The 20,532-nt window shown below is 69.2% G+C and carries 16 protein-coding genes and 1 pseudogene; 8 read left to right on the forward strand and 9 right to left on the reverse strand.

Annotated elements, in window-relative coordinates:
- Positions 1-10: 10 nt before the first annotated feature.
- Both EDD41_RS14980 and EDD41_RS14985 read right to left on the reverse strand, forming a co-directional pair.
- Positions 11-316 carry an AzlD domain-containing protein gene (locus EDD41_RS14980; RefSeq protein WP_094764220.1) on the reverse strand — a complete coding sequence of 102 codons (306 nt, stop codon included), beginning with the start codon at positions 314-316 and terminating at the stop codon, positions 11-13.
- Complete coding sequence (locus EDD41_RS14985) at positions 313-975, reverse strand: AzlC family ABC transporter permease (protein WP_094764187.1); 663 nt, start codon at positions 973-975, stop codon at positions 313-315. Before EDD41_RS14985 ends, EDD41_RS14980 begins: the two co-directional genes overlap by 4 nt.
- 113 nt (positions 976-1,088) lie before the next feature.
- Between EDD41_RS14985 and EDD41_RS14990 the strand changes: the two genes are divergently transcribed.
- Positions 1,089-1,991 carry a bifunctional riboflavin kinase/FAD synthetase gene (locus EDD41_RS14990; RefSeq protein WP_094764188.1) on the forward strand — a complete coding sequence of 301 codons (903 nt, stop codon included), beginning with the start codon at positions 1,089-1,091 and terminating at the stop codon, positions 1,989-1,991.
- 1 nt (position 1,992) lies between these two features.
- Here the strand turns inward: EDD41_RS14990 and EDD41_RS14995 are convergent, their stop codons facing one another.
- From EDD41_RS14995 to EDD41_RS15015, 5 genes are all read right to left on the reverse strand, one after another.
- A complete protein-coding gene (locus EDD41_RS14995) occupies positions 1,993-3,111 on the reverse strand; it encodes a sodium ion-translocating decarboxylase subunit beta (protein WP_094764189.1) in 1,119 nt (372 codons plus the stop codon).
- Positions 3,112-3,119: 8 nt separating this feature from the next.
- Positions 3,120-3,632 carry a biotin/lipoyl-containing protein gene (locus EDD41_RS15000; protein ID WP_123576449.1) on the reverse strand — a complete coding sequence of 171 codons (513 nt, stop codon included), beginning with the start codon at positions 3,630-3,632 and terminating at the stop codon, positions 3,120-3,122.
- Between the two features lie 4 nt (positions 3,633-3,636).
- Positions 3,637-4,032 carry an OadG family transporter subunit gene (locus tag EDD41_RS15005; RefSeq protein ID WP_123576450.1) on the reverse strand — a complete coding sequence of 132 codons (396 nt, stop codon included), beginning with the start codon at positions 4,030-4,032 and terminating at the stop codon, positions 3,637-3,639.
- 11 nt (positions 4,033-4,043) lie between these two features.
- Complete coding sequence (locus EDD41_RS15010) at positions 4,044-5,588, reverse strand: acyl-CoA carboxylase subunit beta (protein ID WP_123576451.1); 1,545 nt, start codon at positions 5,586-5,588, stop codon at positions 4,044-4,046.
- 184 nt (positions 5,589-5,772) lie between these two features.
- Positions 5,773-6,255 carry a GNAT family N-acetyltransferase gene (locus tag EDD41_RS15015; protein ID WP_094764193.1) on the reverse strand — a complete coding sequence of 161 codons (483 nt, stop codon included), beginning with the start codon at positions 6,253-6,255 and terminating at the stop codon, positions 5,773-5,775.
- A 333-nt stretch (positions 6,256-6,588) separates the two neighbouring features.
- Here EDD41_RS15015 and rpsO point away from each other — a divergent pair, with 333 nt between their 5' ends.
- The 7 genes and pseudogenes from rpsO (at position 6,589) to EDD41_RS15055 (ending at position 17,220) form a co-directional block, all read left to right on the forward strand.
- Positions 6,589-6,852 (forward strand): 30S ribosomal protein S15, encoded by a 264-nt coding sequence (rpsO, locus tag EDD41_RS15025; RefSeq protein ID WP_094764194.1) that lies wholly within the window; start codon positions 6,589-6,591, stop codon positions 6,850-6,852.
- Between the two features lie 341 nt (positions 6,853-7,193).
- Complete coding sequence (locus EDD41_RS15030; RefSeq protein ID WP_094764195.1) at positions 7,194-9,401, forward strand: polyribonucleotide nucleotidyltransferase; 2,208 nt, start codon at positions 7,194-7,196, stop codon at positions 9,399-9,401.
- A 108-nt stretch (positions 9,402-9,509) separates the two neighbouring features.
- Positions 9,510-10,793, forward strand: coding sequence for a M16 family metallopeptidase (locus tag EDD41_RS15035; RefSeq protein ID WP_123576453.1), 1,284 nt, complete (start codon positions 9,510-9,512; stop codon positions 10,791-10,793).
- 195 nt (positions 10,794-10,988) lie between these two features.
- Positions 10,989-11,162: pseudogene (locus EDD41_RS17645) on the forward strand (transporter substrate-binding domain-containing protein); the annotation flags it as partial.
- Positions 11,163-11,205: 43 nt separating this feature from the next.
- Positions 11,206-11,859, forward strand: coding sequence for an amino acid ABC transporter ATP-binding protein (locus EDD41_RS15045; RefSeq protein WP_425454338.1), 654 nt, complete (start codon positions 11,206-11,208; stop codon positions 11,857-11,859).
- Positions 11,860-11,934: 75 nt separating this feature from the next.
- The gene (locus EDD41_RS15050; protein WP_123576455.1) at positions 11,935-15,813 is read left to right on the forward strand and encodes a Pls/PosA family non-ribosomal peptide synthetase; all 3,879 of its coding nucleotides are present in this window, start codon (positions 11,935-11,937) and stop codon (positions 15,811-15,813) included.
- Between the two features lie 81 nt (positions 15,814-15,894).
- Positions 15,895-17,220: a M1 family metallopeptidase gene (locus tag EDD41_RS15055; RefSeq protein ID WP_123576456.1), complete on the forward strand. Its 1,326-nt coding sequence runs from the start codon at positions 15,895-15,897 to the stop codon at positions 17,218-17,220.
- On the opposite strand, the gene EDD41_RS15060 is transcribed toward EDD41_RS15055, so the two are convergent.
- Together EDD41_RS15060 and pulA are read right to left on the reverse strand one after the other, a co-directional pair.
- On the reverse strand, positions 17,177-17,713 hold the full coding sequence (locus EDD41_RS15060; protein ID WP_123576457.1) for a 4'-phosphopantetheinyl transferase family protein: 537 nt from the start codon (positions 17,711-17,713) through the stop codon (positions 17,177-17,179). The genes EDD41_RS15055 and EDD41_RS15060 overlap by 44 nt on opposite strands.
- A gap of 7 nt (positions 17,714-17,720) precedes the next feature.
- Positions 17,721-20,462: a pullulanase-type alpha-1,6-glucosidase gene (pulA, locus tag EDD41_RS15065; protein WP_123576458.1), complete on the reverse strand. Its 2,742-nt coding sequence runs from the start codon at positions 20,460-20,462 to the stop codon at positions 17,721-17,723.
- Between the last annotated feature and the right edge of the window lie 70 nt (positions 20,463-20,532).

Raw genomic sequence — 20,532 nt, forward strand, 5'->3', positions numbered from 1 at the left:
CTTCGGCGGGTCAACTGACCAACCGGGCAAGTGCCGCCGCGGCCGCCCCCAGCAGCACCACCACGAGGTAGGGGGCGCGCCGCCACAGCGCCACCCCGGCCACCACGAGGGCCACCAGCCGGGCATCCAGCACGAGCCGCTGCCCGTCGCCGACGGCATTGAGCATCACCAGGGAACCCAACAGGCCGATGGTCATAGCCGAGGTGACCTGCATCACCCGCGGCTTCTCCACCCAGTGTGTGGGCAGCAGGTAGCCGGCCAACTTGGTGCAGTAGCCCACCAGACAGGCGGTGAGAACCCATCCCCACAGGCTCATCGCGTCGCCCTCCGCCCCAGCCACAGGCTCATCCCTGCTGCGACGGCTGCAGCGGCCAGCAGCGGCAGGCCGGGGGCCAACACTGGGACCAGCAACAACGTGACGAAGGCCGAGGCCACCGCGATGGCCACCGTGTCCCGGTTGTGCAACCGCGGCCACAGCAGGCCCAGGAAGGCGGCCACCGCGGCACCGTCGAGACCCCAGGTCTTCGGGTCGCCCAGCGCATTGCCCAGCACGGCCCCCAGGAGGGTGAACAGGTTCCACAAGATGAACACGCCCAGCCCCGCGCTCCAGAAGCCGCGTCGCTGCTCGTCGGCAATGTCCTGAGCCACGGAGGTGGCCACCGACTCGTCGATGGTGACGTGTGCCTGCAGCAGGCGGGTGAGGCCGCGGGGTGCGAAGGCGGCATTCATCTGCGCGCCGTAGATCAGGTTGCGGATGCCCAGCAGGCTTGCTGAGACCAGGGCCGGGGCGCCGCCGCCGGCAATGGCCCCGACGAAGGCGAACTGGGAGCCGCCGGTGAACATCAGCGCACTGAGGGCCTGTGTCTGCAACACGGACAGGCCTGCGGCGATGCCCAGCGCGCCGAAGGAGATGCCGTACAGGCCCGTGGCCACGGAGACGGACAGGCCCATCCGCACTGCTGGTGTGATCTGCATGGTGACGGCGATGCTAGGCGCTGGCGGCGGCTCGGCATGACCGGGTCCGGTGGGCGAACTAGACTGCGGTGTCGTCGTCGCCACCGGTGCGACGCAGGGAACAGGGGCGGAACGTGACCAGGTCTGTAGTGGTGATCGGAAATTTCGACGGTGTGCACACCGGCCACGTCGAGGTGTTGCGGCACGCCCAGTCCCTGGCGCCGGACCAGCCCGTCGTCGTGGTGACCTTCTGGCCCCACCCCATGCACGTGCTGCGCCCCGAACAGGCCCCGCGACTGCTCACCGGGCTTGCCGACCGGATCAGCCTGCTCAAGCGCGCCGGAGCACAGCAGGTGCGTGTCGTGCAGTTCACCCGGGACGTGTCCACCTGGAGCCCGGAGGAGTTCGTCTCCCGGGTCATCACCCCGCTGGACCCCTCGCACGTCGTGGTGGGGGAGAACTTCCGCTTCGGCTACCGCGCCGCCGGCACCGTGGAGACGCTGCGCGAGCTGGGCAAGGAGCGCTTCGCGGTGGAGGCGATTGCCCTGGTCCGCGTCGACGGTGAGTCCACCTGCTCCACCCTGGTGCGCACCGCGCTGGACGCGGGCGACGTGGAGTTGGCCGCCAAGCACCTCGGACGCCTCTTCCGGGTGCAGGGCGTGGTGGTGATGGGTGACCAGCGCGGCCGCGAGTTGGGCTTCCCCACCGCCAACCTGCCCGTCCCCGCCGGGATGGCCGTCCCCGCCGACGGTGTCTACGCCGGCTGGTTGACCCGGCTGGACGATCCGGCGGCCGAGCCGCTGCCTGCCGCCATCTCGGTCGGTTCCAATCCCACCTTCCAGGGCCTGGAGCGGCGGGTGGAGACCTATGTACTGGACCGCACCGATCTGGAGCTCTACGGGGTGGAGATCGCCGTCGACTTCGTCGCCCGGTTGCGCGGACAGATCACCTTCACGGGCATTGAAGGCCTGATCACCCAGATGGACGCGGACGTGGCCCGCACCAGGGAAGTGCTGGCACGGGCCACGAAGGGCTGACTCAGGCGGCGCCCATCAGGGCCAGCAGCACACCACCGGCGACGGTGGAGGCCACCTGGCCGGCCGCATTGGCGCCCATGGCGTGCATCAGGATGAAGTTCTCGAAGTCCTCCCGCGCGGCCTCCTTCTGGACCACGCGGGCAGCCATCGGGAAGGCGGAGATGCCGGCGGCGCCGATCAACGGGTTGAACTTGCCGCCGGACAGGACATTCATCAATTTGCCGAAGAGCACGCCGGCGGCCGTGTCCAGGCAGAAGGCGACCAGGCCCAGCACCAGGATCATCAGCGTCGACCACTTCAGGAAGGACGTGCCGACCATCGTCGAACCGATGGCCAGGCCCAGGAAGAGGGTGACGGTGTTGGCGATCTCGTTGGAGGAGGCGCCGGTGAGGCGCTCGACGACGCCGGACTCCCGCATCAGGTTGCCGAACATCAGCATGCCAACCAGCGGTGTGGCGAAGGGCACCAGGATGCCCACCAGCAGCGTCACGACGATGGGGAACAAGATCCGGGTCCGCTTGCTGATCACTCGCGAGGAGTAGGGCATCCGGATCTGGCGTTCCTTCTGCGTGGTGAGTGCGCGCATGATCGGCGGCATGATGATCGGCACCAGCGACATGTAGGAGTAGGCCGCCACCGTGATCGGGGCCAGCAGCTGCGGTGCCAGCTGGCGTGAGACGTAGATCGACGTCGGCCCGTCGATGGCGCCGATGATGCCGATGCTGGCGGCCTCGTTGTGGCTGAAGCCCAGCAGCACGGCCAGCACCAGGGTGAGGAAGATGCCGAACTGGCCGGCGGCACCGAGCAGCACCATCTTGGGCATCTCCAGGAGTGGGCCGAAGTCGGTCATGCAGCCGATGCCGATGAAGATCAACAGCGGGAAGAGCTCATTGTCGACGCCGGCATGGCGCAGTACCGTCAGCATGCCGTCCTCGCCCACCAGCGGGGACAGCGGCAGGTTGGTCAGCAGGCAGCCGGCGCCGATCGGCAGCAGGAGCAGCGGCTCGTACTCCTTGGCGATGGCCAGCCAGATGAGCAGGCAGCCCACCGCGAGCATCACCACCGACTGCCACGTGACATTGGTGACGCCGCGCAGCAGGAGGTCGATGGTGGACTCCATCGCGGCATTCATTCGAACACCACCAGCTCATCACCGAACTTCACCTGGGCTCCCACCTCGGCGGGGATCGACGCAATGATGCCGTCGCGGGTGGCCCTGAGCTCGTTCTTCATCTTCATGGCCTCGAGCACCAGCAGGGCATCGCCCCGCTTGACGCTCTGGCCGGGCTGGGCACTGATGCTCAGCACGACACCGGGCATCGGGGCGGTCAGGGTGTTCACGCCGCTGGCCGCGCCGCCACCGGCGGGGGCAGCGGGGTGTGGCGAGGCGCCGGGCCCAGGAGTGCCGATGGCGGGCTGGGGAGCTGCCTGGTGGGGGAGCGCGGAGGGGGCGGCCGTGGCCACGACGCCGCGGCCCACCTCCACCTCCGGCGTGATCATGGCCTGGGCGAGGTCCTGGTGGTCACGCAGCCGGACGTCGACGCTCTTGCCAGCGATGTGCACCCGGAAGGTGTTGGCGGTGACTTCCTCGACGTCGACCTCGTGGTCGGACCCGTCGATCGAGATCGTGTAGCGGCGCATCAGGTCATCTCCTGTTCCAGGACTGGTTCTGCGCACCGCGGCCCACCGAAACCCACCGGCTCGTGTGGATCTGGCTTCCCGGTGCGTGGGTTCGCATCGCCGGGGCGGCCTGCTGGCGGCGCACCTCGGCGTGGGTGATCACGGCCAGCGCCACGGCTGTGGTCTGCTGGACCGTGAGCCCGGCGGTGAGGATCTCCACCGCCGGTTCGGTTGCTGGGACTGGCGTCGTGGCCAGCGGTGCGGGGGTCGCCTGGGGCGGTTCGGGCTCGTCGGCGGCGGGCTTGTCGGGGGAATCGAGGCGTGCTGTCAGGATCAGCACGCCCATCAGCAACAGCAGCAGGGCGAAGACGACGCCCATCCCCACCACGGTCATCTCCAGGCCCCATGCAAGGTCACTCATTGCCATGCCTCCTAGACGGGGAACAGTCCGTGCTTCTTGGGGATGTTGGTCTGCACCTTGGTGCGCAACACCTCCAGGGCACGGATCAGGCGGGGCCTGGTCTCGCAGGGTTCGATGACCTCGTCGATCTGTCCGACGTCGGCGGCGCGGTAGGGGTTGAAGAACTTCTCCCGGTACTCGTCGATGAACTTCTGCTCCACCGTCTTCGGATCCTCTGCGGCGGCGATCTCGCGTCGGTTGAGCAGCCGGGCGGCGCCCTCGGCGCCCATCACGGCGATCTGTGCGGTGGGCCAGGCAAAGGCGACGTCATTGCCCATCTGCTTGCTGGACAGTGCGACATAGGAGCCACCGATGGCCTTGCGGGTGACCACGCACAGCTTCGGCACGGTGGCCTGACAATAGGAGTAGATGACCTTGGCGCCGTGCCGGATGACTCCCGCGTACTCCTGCTGCACGCCGGGCAGGTAACCGGGGCAGTCGACGAAGGTGACGATCGGGATGTTGAACATGTCGCAGATGCGGATGTGGCGGCTGATCTTGTCCGACGAGTCGATGTCGAGGCAGCCGCTCATCACGGTGGGCTGGTTGGCGATGATGCCCGCCGCGTGCCCGTCGAGCCGTGCGAAGGCGCAGATCGCGTTGCCCGCCCACTGCTCGTGGACCTGCATCACCGAGCCGGCATCGAAGATCGCGTCCAGCACGTCGCGCATGTCGTAGGCGGCCGTGTCGTCCTCCGGGATGATCGAGTTCAGTGCCTCGTCCATCCGGTCCGGGGAGTCGTGCGGAACCACCTGTGGCGGGTCCTCGGTGTTGTTCTGCGGCAGGTAGCTGAGCAGCAGCTTGCACTTCTCGATGGCTGCCTGCTCGTTGGCGGCGTTGAACTGGGCCACGCCGGAGCGGGCATTGTGCACGAAGGCACCGCCGAGGTCCTCGGAGCTGACCTCCTCGCCGGTGACGGCCTTGATGATCTCCGGCCCGGTCAGGAACATGTTGGAGGTGGTCTCCACCATGACGGTGAAGTCGGTCAGGGCGGGGGAGTAGACCGCGCCACCGGCACAGGGGCCGAGGATCAGGCTGATCTGCGGGATGACGCCCGAGGCGGCGACATTGCGGTAGAAGACCTCGCCATAGGCGGCCAGGGAGCGCACGCCCTCCTGGACGCGGGCACCGCCGGAGTCGTTGAGACCGATCAGGGGGATGCCGGACTCGAGTGCCAGGTCCTGGATGCGACTGATCTTCTGGGCCTGCACCTCGCTGAAGGAGCCGCCCAGCACCGTGAAGTCCTGGGCGAAGACGGCCACGCGTCGGCCGTTGATCTTGCCGAAGCCGGTGATGACGCCATCGCCCGGGAAGCGCTGGTCGGCCATGCCGAAGTCGGTGTTGTGATGGGTGGCCAGGGCGCCCAGTTCCTGGAAGCTGGCCTCGTCCAGCAGGAAGGAGAGCCGCTCGCGGGCGGTCATCTTCCCCTTGGCGTGCTGGGCGTCGATCCTCTTGGGGCCACCGCCGGCCAGTGCCTGTTCGCGCATCTGGCGGAGGGTGTCGAGTCGTTGCGTCATTGCCTCGTCTCCGGTCGGGACATCGTTGTCGCCCTCAACCTATTTGAACGCGGGACTGCTTCCAATGGGAGATGTCGCCTGCTGGCTGTGAACAATCCGACACGATCAAATCGGCGAAAGGGCTTGTCAAAAAGAAAATCGCCCCACTCCATCAGGAGTGGGGCGAGAAGGCGAAGGAAGCGGCTCAGTAGGCGCGCAGGCTCTTGCGGTAGATCGCGTAGTGCATGCTCACCTGGTCCGGGTCCGCGACGACATGGGTGGAGGGGTTGTCGATGATCAGGTGGTCGCCGGTGGGGGCGTAGCCAAGCTGCAGGAACAGGGAGATGGCCTTGGCATTGTCCGGGGCCACCGAGAGGAAGACCTCGTCATAGCCCTTGTCCCTGGCCTGGACCTCCAACCAGGTCCACAGCGCCTGCCCGGCGCCGAGGCCCCGGTGCTCGGGGTAGATCCACAGGTTCTTGACCTCGGGCTGCAGGGCCTCGTCGACGAAGTCGAGGAAGCCGCTCCCGACGATCTGGCCCTCGTGCTCGGCCACGGCGAGGATGCCGGTCTCCTTCGCCATCTCCTCGAAACGCTGTCCGACCAGGTCGATCTCCGGGCGGGGCTGGTGGGCACGCAGGTCGTCCAGATCGCGCTCCTCTGCGCGGCGTGCGGTGACTTCGCTCATCGTGTGCTCCTTACGAACGGGGTGAAGGGGTGCGGGGTGACGCACCGATCACGGCCCACAGTAGTCGGCGCCCGGTCCGCCGGGGATCAGTCCACGGTCTGGTCTCGGGTGCTTCGGGTGCTTCGGGTGCCCCGGTTGCCCCGGTTGCCCCGGGTGCCCCGGGTGCCCCGGGTGCCCCGGGTGCCCCGGGTGGGCGGGGCCTCGATTGGTTGCCCGCAGGCTCGAGCTGCTATCGTTGACCGTTGCCGTTTGATCGGCCGCGGCCCACAAAGAGCCCCCACTGCACCGGCACGGGGGCGCCGCGCAACGGGAAACCGAGAGGAGAGCATCGTCATGGACGCTGCCGAGAAGAAGAAGACCATTGAAGAGTACGCAGTCGCTCCCGGCGACACCGGCTCTCCCGACGTGCAGATCGCGCTGCTCAGCAAGCGCATCTCCCACCTGACCGAGCACCTCAAGGAGCACAAGGGCGACCACCACAGCCGCCGTGGCCTGATGCTGATGGTCGGCCAGCGTCGCCGCCTGCTCAACTACGTGATGAAGCAGGACATCGAGCACTACCGTGAGCTCATCAAGCGCCTGGGTCTGCGTCGCTGATCGCAGACACCGTGTGAGGGGGAGTGGCCTTCGTGGCCACTCCCCCTCGTCGCATCCGGCCCGGTACGGGTTCGTCGCGACAGGCTCGGGGAGCGATTCGCCGGTTCTGTCGGCGGTCTTCGCTAGGCTGGGTCATACAACTGAACAGTTCGAGAAAGTATCCGCAGGACACCCAGACCGTCGGTCATCGTCGCCTGGTCCTCGGTAGTGGTTCTCGGGTCAGCGCGTCCACGTCGACGCCGACGCCCCGCGAGCCTCGATCGAAGACCGGCACATGTCGGCCGGCAGCACGAGGCTGCCACCTGGTGTGGGTGTTGCCTGCACAAGAGAAAGGAGTCCCCATGGAGGGACCCGACGTGAAGTTCGCAGAAGCCATCATCGACAACGGCAAGCACGGCAAGCACACCGTCCGCTTCGAGGCGGGCCTGCTCGCCCAGCAGGCCGACGGCGCCGCCGCCGTCTACCTCAACGGCGACACCATGCTGCTGAGTGCCACCACCGCGCAGAAGACCCCGCGCGACTCCATCGACTTCTTCCCCCTGACGGTGGACGTCGAGGAGCGGATGTACGCCGCCGGCCGCATCCCCGGAAGCTTCTTCCGCCGCGAGGGTCGCCCCAGCGAGGGCGCCATCCTCGCCTGTCGCCTGATCGACCGCCCGCTGCGCCCCTCCTTCGTGAAGGGTCTGCGCAACGAGGTCCAGGTCGTCGTGACCGTCATGGCCCTCAACCCCGAGGTCTACTACGACGTCATCGCCATCAATGCGGCCTCGATGTCCACCCAGATCGCCGGGCTGCCCTTCAGCGGCCCGATCGGTGGCGTGCGCGTCGCCCTGATCGACGACCAGTGGGTCTGCTTCCCGACCGTGGAGCAGATGAAGGACGCCACCTTCGGCATGGCCGTGGCCGGCCGCGTGCTGCCCGACGGTGACGTCGCCATCATGATGGTGGAGGCCGGCGGCACCGAGGCCACCTGGGAGCTCGTGCGCTCCGGCAAGACCGCTCCCACCGAGGAGGTCGTCGCCCAGGGCCTGGACGCCGCCAAGCCCTTCATCAAGGCGCTGTGCGATGCCCAGTCCGAGCTGGCCGCCCAGCTGCCCAAGGAGACCTACGACTTCCCGGTCTTCGCCGAGTACTCCGACGAGGCCTTCGCCGCCGTCCAGTCCGTCAAGGACGAGCTGGCCAAGGCGATGACCATCGCCAGCAAGCAGGAGCGCGACGATGCCACCCACGCCCTGCGCCAGCAGGTCATCGAAGCCCATCAGGAGCTCGAGCCCACTGACGTCTCGGCCGCCTTCAAGGCTCTGACCAAGAAGATCGTGCGTCACCGCACCCTCACCGAGCAGGTCCGCATCGACGGCCGTGGCGTGCGCGACATTCGCACCCTGTCCGCCGAGGTCGGCGTGATCCCGCGTGTGCACGGTTCGGCACTCTTCCAGCGTGGCGAGACCCAGATCCTGGGCGTCTCCACCCTGAACATGCTGGACATGGAGCAGAAGCTGGACACTCTGAACCCGGAGACCACCAAGCGCTACATGCACAACTACAACTTCCCGCCCTACTCGACTGGTGAGACCGGCCGTGTGGGTTCCCCCAAGCGTCGCGAGATCGGCCACGGAGCGCTCGCCGAGCGCGCCCTGGTGCCGGTCATCCCGCCGCGCGAGGAGTTCCCCTACGCCATCCGTCAGGTCTCCGAGGCGCTGGGCTCCAACGGCTCCACGTCGATGGGTTCCGTCTGCGCCTCCACCATGTCCCTGCTGAACGCCGGTGTGCCGCTGAAGGCCCCCGTCGCCGGCATCGCCATGGGCCTGATGAGCGAGGAGATCGACGGCCAGACCAAGTACGTCGCGCTGACCGACATCCTGGGCGCCGAGGACGCGCTGGGTGACATGGACTTCAAGGTCACCGGCACCAGCGAGTTCGTCACCGCCCTGCAGCTGGACACCAAGCTCAACGGCATCCCCGCCGATGTGCTGGCCGGTGCGCTGCTGCAGGCCCGTGAGGCCCGCCACACCCTCCTGGAGGTCATGGGCGAGGCCATCGAGGGTCCCGACGAGATGAACCCCTACGCTCCGCGCATCATCACGGTGAAGATCCCCGTCGACAAGATCGGCGAGGTCATCGGCCCGAAGGGCAAGATGATCAACCAGATGCAGGACGAGACCGGCGCCAACATCTCCATCGAGGACGACGGCACCATCTACATCGGTGCCGACAACGGCGAGGCGGCCGAGGCTGCGCGCAGCATGATCAACTCGATCGCCAACCCGACCATGCCGGAGAAGGGCGAGCGCTACCTGGGTACCGTCGTCAAGCTGACGGCCTTCGGCGCCTTCATCTCCCTGCTCCCCGGCAAGGACGGCCTGCTGCACATCTCCAAGCTGAAGCCGCTGAACAACAACCAGCGCGTCGAGTCCGTCGAGGACGTGCTGAGCGTCGGCCAGAAGCTGCAGGTGGAGATCAACGAGGTCGACGAGCGCGGCAAGCTCTCGCTGATCCCCGTTGTCGAGGAGAAGGCCGAGGAGTCCACCGAGGCTCCCGCCGCCGAGTGATCCCACTCGCCTGAGACAACCCCACGGCCACGCCACCCACCGGTGGCGTGGCCGTGGGCATTCCCGAACCTCACGATCCCCGGGCCTGTCGAGGGGACGAAGGAATCCATGAACCCGATCCGTCGAAGCACCTTGCCCCATGGCCTGCGCGTGGTCACCGAACACGTGCCGGGGGCCCGCGCCTTCAACATCGGCGTCTTCGTCGGTGTCGGCTCCCGCGACGAGGGCCCCGGAGAACACGGTGCCAGTCACTTCCTGGAGCACGTCCTGTTCAAGGGCACCCCGACGCGCACCGCGGAGGAGATCTCCGCCGCCGTCGAACGGTTCGGCGGAGACCTCAATGCCTACACCACCCGCGAGTACACCTGCTTCCACGCCCGGGTGCTCGACGACCAGGCCGTAACCGCCCTGGACGTGCTGACCGACATGCTCTCCCGCTCACTGGTCACCGCCACAGACCTGGGGACGGAGCGGGAGGTGATCCTCGACGAGATCGCCATGCACGACGACGACCCCTCCGAGGTGGCGATCGAGGGCGTCATCGCGGCCCTCTTCGACGGCACCATGCTGGCTCCCACGGTGATCGGATCATCCACGTCGATCCGTCGGATGAGCACCCAACGCGTGCGTGACTACTGGCGGCGCACCTACACCAGCGGGAGGATCGTGGTCTGCGCCGTCGGTGACGTCGACCACGACTCGCTGTGCGCCGCCCTGGCCGATTTCGACGAAGCCCTCACCGGCCCCCGCGAAGCGCACCGCACGCCCGCACGCCCGTCGGCCCGCCGGCCGGTCCGGGTGCGCAGCAATGACCTGTCCCAGACCTCCGTGGTGCTGGGTTTCGAGACCTTCGGCAACCGAGACCCCCGCCGGGAGGCGCTGGCCCTGCTGGCCGTCGCCCTGGGAGGAGGGATGAGCTCCCGCCTCTTCCTGGAGGTGCGGGAACGTCGCGCCCTGGCCTACACCATCGACTGCTCGGAGTCCGCCTGGAGTGATGCCGGGCTGATGACCATCGACTGGCAGGCACTGCCAGGACGCACCGCCGAGATCATGGACGTGGTGCGCACCATCGTCGTCGACGTGCGTGAGAACGGCATCACCGCCGACGAACTGGACGCTGCCAAGGGCCAACTGGTGGGGCAGAGTATCCTGCACTACGAGAATCCGGGTTCCCGGATGAGCCGTCTGGGTGCCGCGGAACTGGCCGGTGAACAGCGCACCCTTGACGAGATGCTCGAAGCCTTCCATGCCGTCACCCTCGACGAGGTCAACGCGCTGGCCCGCGACGTGCTGGCCCCGGCTCCCGTGATCAGCATGGCCGGTGCCGCGGCCCCGCGCGGTGCCGCCCACCGGCTGCGCGAAGGCTGGGCCCGGGGCGATATCGCCCACTGACACACCGCGGTGGAGGTTGGTTTCGGCCCCTAGTCTCGCCGTGTGAACAGCAATCCCGCCCGTCCACGGGCCCTCCTCCGGTGGTTCACCGGGCTCGCGCTGGCGCTGGCCGCCCTGCTCGCGGTGCCGGCCGTCGCCCAGACCGCCCGCGCCGAGTCCGACCCGCGCCCCGCCGAGCTTCCCAAGACCCTGAAGGTGGGAACTGAGGGGGTATACCCGCCCTTCAGCTTCCACGAGGGAAGCAAACTCACCGGCTATGACATCGAGTACTTCAACGAGGTGGCGCGCCGCCTCGGTGTCGAGGTGAGCTATGTCGAGACGCCGTGGGACTCGATCTTCGCCGCACTGGACTCTGGCCGGATCGACATCATCGCCAACCAGGTCACCAAGAATCCGGAACGCACGGCCCGCTATGACCTCTCCCGTCCACCTGCCCGACGAGGGCATCGTGCGGATCCAGGACACGACGGTCGACTTCGCCACGCTCAGGCGCGGGCGGCATGGTCACGCCGTGGGGGAGTCTGCCCGGGAGGTGGTCGTGCTGCGCGCCCACAGCGGCATGGTCTTCCAGCAGCACAACCTGTTCGGGCACCGCACCGTGCTTGAGAATGTCACCGAGGGCCCCGTTCTGGTGCAGGGCCACCCGCGCACGGAGGCGGAGCAGGAGGGGCGTGAACTGCTGGCCAAGGTGGGCCTGGCCGACCAGGCGGACAAGTATCCGCACCAGCTGTCCGGCGGGCAGCAGCAGCGCGTGGGCATCGCCCGGGCCCTGGCCCAGCGCCCAGACCTGCTCCTGTTCGACGAACCCACCAGTGCCCTTGACCCGGAACTGGTGGGCGAGGTCTTGGGCGTGATGCGGCAGTTGGCTGACGAGGGACGCACCATGCTGGTGGTCACCCATGAGATGCGCTTTGCCCGTGATGTGGCGGACCAGGTGCTCTTCATGGACGCCGGTGTGGTGGTGGAACAGGGCGCACCGGCCGACGTGATCGACCACCCGCAGCATCCCCGCACCCAGGCCTTCCTGCGACGGGTGCTGGACCCGTTGCATGGCCAGCACGGGTAGCTGCACACCGGGCATCATCCCGGTCGTTGGCATGTCGTCGAGCATTGTTCACCTGAGGTGGGCATACTGCGCGGGGTGAGTGCTGCAGAACCTCCCCAACCCACCGTCGTCGACCCACTGCTGCGGGGCCGCCGTGCCCCGGCCCCCCGCACGCTGGTGGAGTGCTTCGACGACGTCTGCGAACGCTTCGGTGACCAGCCCGCCCTGGATGCCGGTGGCCAGGTGCTGACCTACGACGAGTTCAGTGAGGCCGCCGGTGAGGTGGCCGCAGAACTGGCAGGTCTGGGGATCGGCCGTGGGGACAAGGTGGGGGTGCGGGTGCCGTCGGGCTCCGCAGACCTCTATGTCGCCATCATGGGCATCCTGCTGGCGGGAGCCGCCTACGTGCCGGTCGACGCCGATGACCCCGACGAACGTGCCCGCACCGTCTTCGAGGAGTCCGCGGCGGCCGCCGTGATCACCAAGGACCTGGTGGTCACGAGCCGTCTGACCGCAGTTCGTGAGCCCCACGAGGACACCGAACCTGGTCTGGCCGACGACTGCTGGGTGATCTTCACCTCCGGATCCACCGGAAAACCCAAGGGCGTGGCCGTCAGCCACCGCAGTGCCGCTGCCTTCGTCGACGCGGAGGCGCGCCTCTTCCTGCAGGGCAAGCCGCTGGGCCCCGGGGACCGGGTGATGGCCGGCCTCAGCGTGGCCTTCGACGCCAGCTGTGAGGAGATGTGGCTGGCCTGGGCCTACGGCGGCTGCCTGGTTCCCGCGCCCCGCAGCCTGGTGAAGTCGGGCGTGGACCTGGGGCCGTGGTTGATCGCCAACCGGATCACCGTCGTGTCCACCGTGCCCACGCTGGTCAGTCTGTGGCCCACCGAGGCAATGGACCGGGTCCGGCTGCTGATCGTCGGCGGCGAGGCCTGTCCGCCGGAACTGGGCGCCCGCTTCGCCACCGCGTCCCGCGAGGTGTGGAACACCTACGGCCCCACCGAGGCGACCGTCGTCGCCTGCGCCGCGCAGCTCGACGGCACACCGCCCGTACGGATCGGGCTTCCGCTCGACGGCTGGGACCTGGCCGTCGTCGACGCCGAGGGCAACCCGGTCCCAGAGGGCGGGGAGGGGGAGCTGATCATCGGCGGCGTCGGGCTGGCCCGCTACCTGGACCCCGAGAAGGACGCCGAGAAGTACGCCCCGATGCCCAGCCTGGGCTGGGAACGCGCCTACCGCTCCGGTGACGTGGTGGTCAACGACCCGGCCGGGCTGCTCTTCCGCGGCCGCGCCGATGACCAGGTGAAGGTGGGTGGCCGCCGGATCGAGCTGGGCGAGATCGACTCCGCCCTGCTCCAGCTGCCCGGCGTGCAGGGTGCCGCCGCCGCCGTGCGCAAGACCGCCAGCGGCAATGCACTGATCGTCGGCTACCTCACCGTCGACGAGACCTTCGACAAGGCTGCCAGCCTTGCCAAGCTTCGGGCCGACATGCCTGCTGCCCTGGTGCCGCGGCTCGCCGTCGTCGAGGACCTGCCCACCCGCACCAGCGGAAAGATCGATCGCGACGCACTGCCCTGGCCACTGCCCGACGCCGAAGGCGGAGACTCGGACCTCACAGAGACGGGCCGCTGGGTGGCCGGCATCTGGCGCGACGTGCTGGGCAGTCGCCCCGCCATGCCCGACGAGGACTTCTTCACCCTGGGCGGCGGCTCGCTGACCGCCGCGCAGATCGTGGCCCGGGTCCGCGAGCGCAACCCCAGCGTCACCGTCGCCGACGTCTACGAACACCCGGCCATCGGCTCCTTCGCCGACTGGTTCGACGCCCAGACCTCCCCGTCCGGGCGTCTGAACGAGCCCGTCCACCCGGTACCGCGCAAGACCCAGGCCGGCCAGCTGGCCGCCCTGCTGGGTCTGCGCACCATCAGTGGGCTGCGCTGGCTCTTCTGGCTGGCCCTGGGCTGTCGGCTGGCCGGGGAACTGGGCTGGGCTTTCCCGGTCACCGCGCTCCCGGTGGCACCGTGGTGGGCGCTGACGCTGGGCTGGGCGATGCTGGTCTTCCCGCCCGGCCGCCTCGCGCTGAGTGCACTGGCCGCTCGCACCATCCTGCGCGGCATCACACCCGGCAGCTATCCACGCGGCGGCAAGGTGCACCTCCGCGTCTGGCTGGCCGAACGCGTGGCCGACGAACTGGGAGCCGGCCTGATCTCCGGTGCCGGTCTGGTGCGTTGGTACGCCCGACTGCTGGGGTGCGACGTGGGCCGCGGCATCGACCTGCACGCCATGCCGCCCATCACCGGCCACCTGACGCTGGAGGACGGCTGCTCCATCGAGTCCGAGGTGGACCTGTCCGGGCACTGGATCGATGGCGCCACCCTTCACCTGGGGCACGTCCAGGTGGGGCGCGAGGCGCGGATCGGCGCCCGTTCCACCCTGGTGGGTGGGGCCCGGGTGGGTGCCGGTGCCGAGATCTCACCCGGCTCGGCGGTCTTCGGGAAGGTTCCGCCCGGTGAGCACTGGTCGGGTTCCCCGGCGGTGCGGATCGGGGAGGCCCGCGGTCCGTGGGAGGCCCGTCCGCCGGCCCGCCAGGCGTGGACCTGGCTCTACGGCCTGACCGGGATCGGCATCTCGCTGCTGCCGGTGCTCGCGATCGGCGTCGGGGCGGCCGTGGCCTGGCCCGCGATGTCCGCGACGACCAGCCTGACCGGCGCCCTGCGCGCCGCGCTGCTCTGGCTGCCGCTGGCGGGCCTGGCCGGATATGCGTCCCTGGTGGCGATGGTCTGGCTGTGGATCCGCGCCCTCGGCGTCGGCCTGCGTCCCGGTCACCACCCCGTCCAGGGCCGTCAGGCGCTGCAGGCGTGGGCGACGATGCGCCTGATGGACGAGGCCCGCACCTGGCTCTTCCCGCTCTACGCCGGGGCGGCCACCACCTGGTGGCTGCGCGCGCTGGGCGCAGACATGGGCAAGGACGCCGAGGCCTCCACCGTGCTGATGATCCCGTCGCTGACCAGCGTCGGTGCAGGGGCCTTCCTGGCCGACGACACCCTGATCGGCGGCTATGAGCTGGGCGGTGGCTGGCTGCGGATCGAGAAGGTGAAGATCGGCAAGGGCGCCTTCGTCGGGAACTCCGGCATGGCAGCCCCCGGACGCAAGGTGCCCAAGCGTTCCCTGGTGGCGGTGCTGTCCGCCGCGCCGCGTCGCAAGAAGGCCAAGGCGGGTGCCTCCTGGGTGGGTTCCCCGCCGGCGAAGCTACGACGGGTGGAGAACGACGTCGACGCTGAGCGCACGTACGCCCCGCCGCGCCGGCTGCGGGTGGCCCGCGGCCTCGTCGAGACCTGCCGGGTGCTGGCCCTGCTCACCCACCTGGGCATCCACCTGGCCGTTGCCGCCGCGCTGTTCTGGCTGGCGCACCGGATCGGCTGGTGGGCGCCGGCCCTGGCCAGTGGCGTCGTGCTGCTCGCCTGTGGTGCCGTGGCGGTCGGCTTCGCGGTGGCCGCCAAGTGGCTGCTGGTGGGCCGTTGGAAGCCCTCGGAACACCCGCTGTGGTCCGGCTTCGTGTGGCGCGGCGAACTGGCCGACACCTTCGTCGAGTCCGTCGCCGTGCCGTGGCTGCTGCGCTGGATCCCCGGTACCCCGCTGCTCAATGTCTACTTCCGCAGCATGGGTGCGAAGATTGGCCGTGGCGTGTGGTGCGAGACCTACTGGCTGCCCGAACACGACCTGATCCACCTCGCACAAGGGGCGACGGTCAACAAGGGGTGCGTGGTGCAGACCCACCTCTTCCACGACCGGGTGCTGTCCATGGACACCGTCACGCTGGGACGCGGCGCCACCCTGGGCCCCAACTCGGTGATCCTGCCGGCCTCGACGCTGGGCAAGCACGCCACGGTCGGACCGGTCTCGCTGGTGATGCGCGGCGAGTCCGTGCCGGACAAGACGCGCTGGATCGGCAATCCGATTGGACCGTGGGAGGACTGAGGGGCCTAGGCTGTATCCCTGTCCGCACGAAGAGTCCGCACGAAGAGTCCGCACGAAGACGACGAGCACGAGGAGACCCAGATGGCCGCGCCGGATCCGTACCTTTCCGGACACGGCGACGACCGCTACCGCGTGCGTCACTACGACCTGCGGCTGGACTACAAGGTCACCACGAATCGGCTCGACGAGGTCGCGGTGCTGGACGTGGAGATGGTGGCCGACGCCAAGCAGCTGGAGCTGGACCTGTCCGGCCTGCAGGTCTCCAAGGTGCTCGTCGACGGCACCAAGGCCCGCCACCGTACCCGCAATCGCAAGCTCCTGGTGGAGCTGGGCGCCGCCGAAGCGGGGGACCGCTTCCGGGTGACGGTGAACTGTGCCGGCAAGCCGCGCCCCGTGCCCGGCGTGCACGGCGCCGCCGGCTGGGAGGAACTGACCGACGGGGTCCTGGTCGGTTCCCAGCCGCAGGGCGCGCCCGGTTGGTTCCCGTGCAATGACGACGCCGCGGACAAGGCCACCTACCGGATCCAGCTCGACGTGGCCCAGAGCTACCACGTCGTCGCCAACGGCACCCTGGTGGACCAGGAGAACCGTGGCGGCAGCACGCGCTGGGTCTACGAGATGGACGCCCCGATGGCGCCCTACCTGGCCACCGTGCAGATCGGCCACTACGTCACCACCGATCTCTCGGGTGCTCCGGTGCCGGTGCAGATCGTCCACCCGCCGCACGTCGCCGTCGGTGCCGGCACCGCCTTCGAGCACCAGGCGGAGATGGTGCGCCACTTCGTCGACCTGTTCGGCCCCTACCCCTTCCGGCAGTACCGCGCCGTGGTGGCCAATGACGTGCTGGAGATCCCGCTGGAGGCCCAGGGGCTGAGCTCCTTCGGGCGCAACTTCGCCCGGCCCACCTGGGAGAACGAACGCCTGGTGGCCCATGAGCTGTCCCACCAGTGGTTCGGCAACAGCGTCACCGCAAGCCAGCTGGCAGACATCTGGCTGCACGAGGGATTCGCCTGCTATTCGGAATGGCTGTGGGCGGACCACCGCGCCGCCACGGATCCGCGGGTGCTGGACGTGCAGGCCCAGGCCGAACGCCACCACCGGGACCTGGCGCAGGAGAAGCAGGGGCTGGTGCTCACCGAACCCGGCATGCCCAACATGTTCGACGACTGGGTCTACAAGCGCGGCGCGCTGACCCTGCACGCGGTACGTGCCTGCCTCGGCGATGACGCCTTCTTCCGGATGCTGCAGTCCTGGACCGCCACCCACGCCGGCGGCATCGTGACCACCAAGATGTTCGTGGACCACTGCATCGAATTCGCCTCCGACGACGGTTTCGAGCTGGCAGCCACCCTCGACGCGTGGCTCAACCAGCCACGACTTCCAGGGCTACCGGTCCTTCGCCGCTGACGGCCTCGTCCCCCAGCGCGACTGCGCAGGCCCAGCCCGGCCCCAGGTCCACGTCGACGAGCCAGGCCAGCTCCTGCTGCACGGCAAGACTGCGCGGATCCACGGTGAGACCGGTGCCGCGGGCCTTCAGTGCCGCCTCCTTGCGGACCCACAGCCGGGTTCGTTCCGCCGCATCGCCGGCCGCTTCCGACGGGTGCAGCGCCACTGCGTCGAAGTCGGGAAAGTCAGCGGCTCCGGCTCCTTCCACGTCCACGCCCACCGGGCCGTCCAGGCAGGCGGCCACCACGGCCAGCCGGCCGGAGCTGTCCCGCGCCACGCTCGCGTGGACCGGGCGCGGGGTGCAGAGCACCACCGGGCGGCCGTGCGCATCGCTGCCGCACCGGCCGCAGGCGTGCACCAGCCGGGGCCGTCCCCCGGCCAGCTCGGCAGCCAGGGCGAGCACCAGCCGGTGGGCGTCCGCGGCGGGGCCACGGCGCAGCCAGACTCGGGTCACGGCGGGCTCAGGAGGGCATGTGGTTGAAGACCGCCACCGTACGGGCGGGCACCTCGAAGACCCCGCCGTCGAAGCGCGCCCGGCGCATCACGTCGGTGGGGCCGTCCAGCTGCACCGGGTTGATGACCAGCCGTTCGCCGGCCAGGCCGGAAATCTCCTGCCGCACGTCCTCACCCCGGGTGTTGAAGACCACCACGACGCCCAGCAGGTCCTGGTCGATCCGGGGTCCGAAGCGGTCGTCGATGTGCATGGTGATGACGCCGGGAACGGCACGCTCCGTGCCGGAGAGGGGGAAGGACAGCTTGGTGCGGACCAGCTCGGCGGTGCCGAGCCGGAAGAGCCGGGTGGATCGGCGCAGCCGCAGCAGCATCTCGGCCTGCCGGGCCGCCTCCATCACGTCCTCGGCCGTGGGCTTCAGGGAGCTCTCGCGCAGTAGGGGGCGCAGCCAGTGCCAGCGGGTCATGTTGTCGTCGGCGCTGGGCAGGCCGTGGCCGAAGCCGTTGTCCTCGCCGGTCCAGTCGAGCCGGTTGAACCAGTCGCCGGCATTGTAGGAATTGCGGTCCAGGGACTTGCTGCGCAGCAGGTCCGCCCCGGCATGCCACAGGAAGGGCGCCTGGCCGAGCGCAACGGTGGCCAGGCACAGCGTGTTCATCCGTATCCGGCTCCCCATGTCCATCCCCACCGGCAGCTTCAGCAGCAGGGCGTCCCACAGGGTCTCGTTGTCATGCGCGTCGACGTAGTTGATCACGTCGGTGGGCTCGATGGCGTAGCCGGCGGGGCGGCCGCCATAGTCGATGTCCGCTCCGCGGCGGGTGGTGCCGTCGGTGCACGGCACCAGGTAGTCGGCCAGGTTTCCGGTCAGCCCCAGCATCAGCAGGTCCGTGTCGTGGCCCAGCATCCGCTCCGGTTCGCGATTGCAGGCCGCGCCATTGGGATCGGTGGCCAGGCCGGTGCCGAAGCCCTGCCGTCGAGGGTCCTCGTCGAAGGGGCGCCCGCCGCGCACGGCGTCGCGGATCCGGTCGTTGAAGGTGGCGATCCGGGTGCCGGACAGCTGCCCCTGGACGGCCTGGGTGAACAGCGCATTGTCCGCCACCTCGCCGAAGTTCCAGCCCTCGCCGTAGAGGTAGACCCCGTGGCCGTCGACGCCGTCATCGGTGAGGGTCAGCTTGTCCAGCGCGGCCCGCACCCGGGCCATGTTGCGGACGCTGGAGTGGCCCATCAGGTCGAAGCGGAATCCGTCGACGTGGTAGTGCTTGGCCCAGCGCACGACCATGTCCACCATCAGCCGCTCGGTCATCAGCCGTTCGGTGGCGACATTGTTGGCCGCGGTGGAGCCCTCCGGCGCGCCACGTGCATCCAGCCGGTGGTGGTAGCCGGGCACGATCCGGTCCAGCACGCTGAACGGGTTCTGGCCGGAGGCGCCGGTGTGGGTGAAGACCTGGTCCATCACCACTCGCAGCCCCAGACCGTGCAGGGCGTGCACCATCTGGCGGAACTCGCGGGTCCGGCGGGCGCCATCGGCGGCCTCCGGTCGCGAGGTGTACGAGCCCTCCGGCGCGCCCCAGTGGTAGGGGTCATAGCCCCAGTTGAAGGCGTCGTGTGCGGCGCCGCGGGCCACCAGCTTCTGCTGCACCGGGCTGTCCGGGGCAAGCATCCGCAGTTCCTCTTCGGCGGGCTGCGGTTGGAGAGCCTGTTCGGGGATGCTCGTCACGTCGAAGCAGGGGAGCAGGTGGACGGTGTTCAGCCCGGCCCGGGCCAGCCGTCGCAGGTGCCGGGATCCATGGCCGTCGACGCCGAAGGCCAGGTAGCTGCCACGCAGGTCCTCCGGCACCAGGGCATCGGTCATGGAGAAGTCACGGACGTGCAGTTCGTAGACGGCAGCGTCGGCCAGGCTGACCAGCCGGGGGCCGACCGAGTTCGCCCAGTCATCGGGCATCCAGGCGGGATCCTCGAGGTCCACCAGCACGGAGCGCTGGGAATCCACGGTCAGCCCGGAGGAATAGGGATCGGTGACCAAGTTCGTCTCCAACCGGCCGGTGCTGGGGACATAGACGTGTACCTCGAAGAGGTACCGGGAGCCGACGGCCTCGCCGGCCAGGCGTGCGGTCCAGGTGCCGTGCGGGCCGCGCATCATGCTGCGACGGCGGGCGGTCTCCACCCGGGGCGCCGGCCCGGCATCGGGCTCCCAGAGCAGCAGGTCCACGCGACGGGCGGTGGGGGCCCACAGTCCCAGCTGGATCCGTCCGTCGTGGAAGGTCGGGCCCTGGGGGTCGGCATAGGCCTTGCGCCCGTAGACGGCGTCGATCACCGGGCCGAGCTGGAGGCCGGTCAGTTCGGCGATCCGCCCGTGGGTACGTCGGGCCACCAGCAGCTGCCCGGTGAGCATCTCCGCGACGCTGCGCTGCCACTGGTCGGGGACACGCAGCACGGTGTGACCCACCAGATGCGGGTGCAGGGCGCGCTGTCGGGTCTCCATCCCGGCGGCGTTCACGGCAAGGGGAATGGTGGTGAGGTCCCGGGCGTGGACGCCGCCCTCACCGATCGAGGTCTGCGCCGACGGGGACCACATCAACAGCCAGTCGGAGACGTCATCGCCGCGCCAGGTGCGGACCGCCCCGGAGGCGTCATCCATCTCTCGCGGCACCGCGATGGTGTGTTCGTCGATCCATACGGCACGGGCGCCGTCGATCTTCAGGCTGGGCACTGTCGCGAGGCGCGCGGCACTGGGCATGTCGAAGAGGGGAGGCACGCCTCCAAGATAGTCCCCCGTGAGTCGTGAGATTTGCCACAATGGCAGTGGAACCGGCCGGGGTTTGCCC

It is taken from the genome of Luteococcus japonicus, from assembly GCF_003752415.1.
Taxonomy (GTDB): domain Bacteria; phylum Actinomycetota; class Actinomycetes; order Propionibacteriales; family Propionibacteriaceae; genus Luteococcus; species Luteococcus japonicus.

Excerpts from the sequence above, each read along its gene's own strand:
- EDD41_RS14985 (WP_094764187.1), bottom strand. The coding sequence starts at position 975 with ATGCAGATCACACCAGCAGTGCGGATGGGCCTGTCCGTCTCCGTGGCC.
- EDD41_RS15010 (WP_123576451.1), bottom strand. The coding sequence starts at position 5,588 with ATGACGCAACGACTCGACACCCTCCGCCAGATGCGCGAACAGGCACTG.
- EDD41_RS15000 (WP_123576449.1), bottom strand. The coding sequence starts at position 3,632 with ATGCGCCGCTACACGATCTCGATCGACGGGTCCGACCACGAGGTCGAC.
- rpsO (WP_094764194.1), top strand. The coding sequence starts at position 6,589 with ATGGACGCTGCCGAGAAGAAGAAGACCATTGAAGAGTACGCAGTCGCT.
- EDD41_RS15035 (WP_123576453.1), top strand. The coding sequence starts at position 9,510 with ATGAACCCGATCCGTCGAAGCACCTTGCCCCATGGCCTGCGCGTGGTC.
- EDD41_RS15030 (WP_094764195.1), top strand. The coding sequence starts at position 7,194 with ATGGAGGGACCCGACGTGAAGTTCGCAGAAGCCATCATCGACAACGGC.
- EDD41_RS15005 (WP_123576450.1), bottom strand. The coding sequence starts at position 4,032 with ATGAGTGACCTTGCATGGGGCCTGGAGATGACCGTGGTGGGGATGGGC.
- EDD41_RS15045 (WP_425454338.1), top strand. The coding sequence starts at position 11,206 with ATGACCTCTCCCGTCCACCTGCCCGACGAGGGCATCGTGCGGATCCAG.
- EDD41_RS14995 (WP_094764189.1), bottom strand. The coding sequence starts at position 3,111 with ATGGAGTCCACCATCGACCTCCTGCTGCGCGGCGTCACCAATGTCACG.
- EDD41_RS15055 (WP_123576456.1), top strand. The coding sequence starts at position 15,895 with ATGGCCGCGCCGGATCCGTACCTTTCCGGACACGGCGACGACCGCTAC.
- EDD41_RS14980 (WP_094764220.1), bottom strand. The coding sequence starts at position 316 with ATGAGCCTGTGGGGATGGGTTCTCACCGCCTGTCTGGTGGGCTACTGC.
- EDD41_RS15015 (WP_094764193.1), bottom strand. The coding sequence starts at position 6,255 with ATGAGCGAAGTCACCGCACGCCGCGCAGAGGAGCGCGATCTGGACGAC.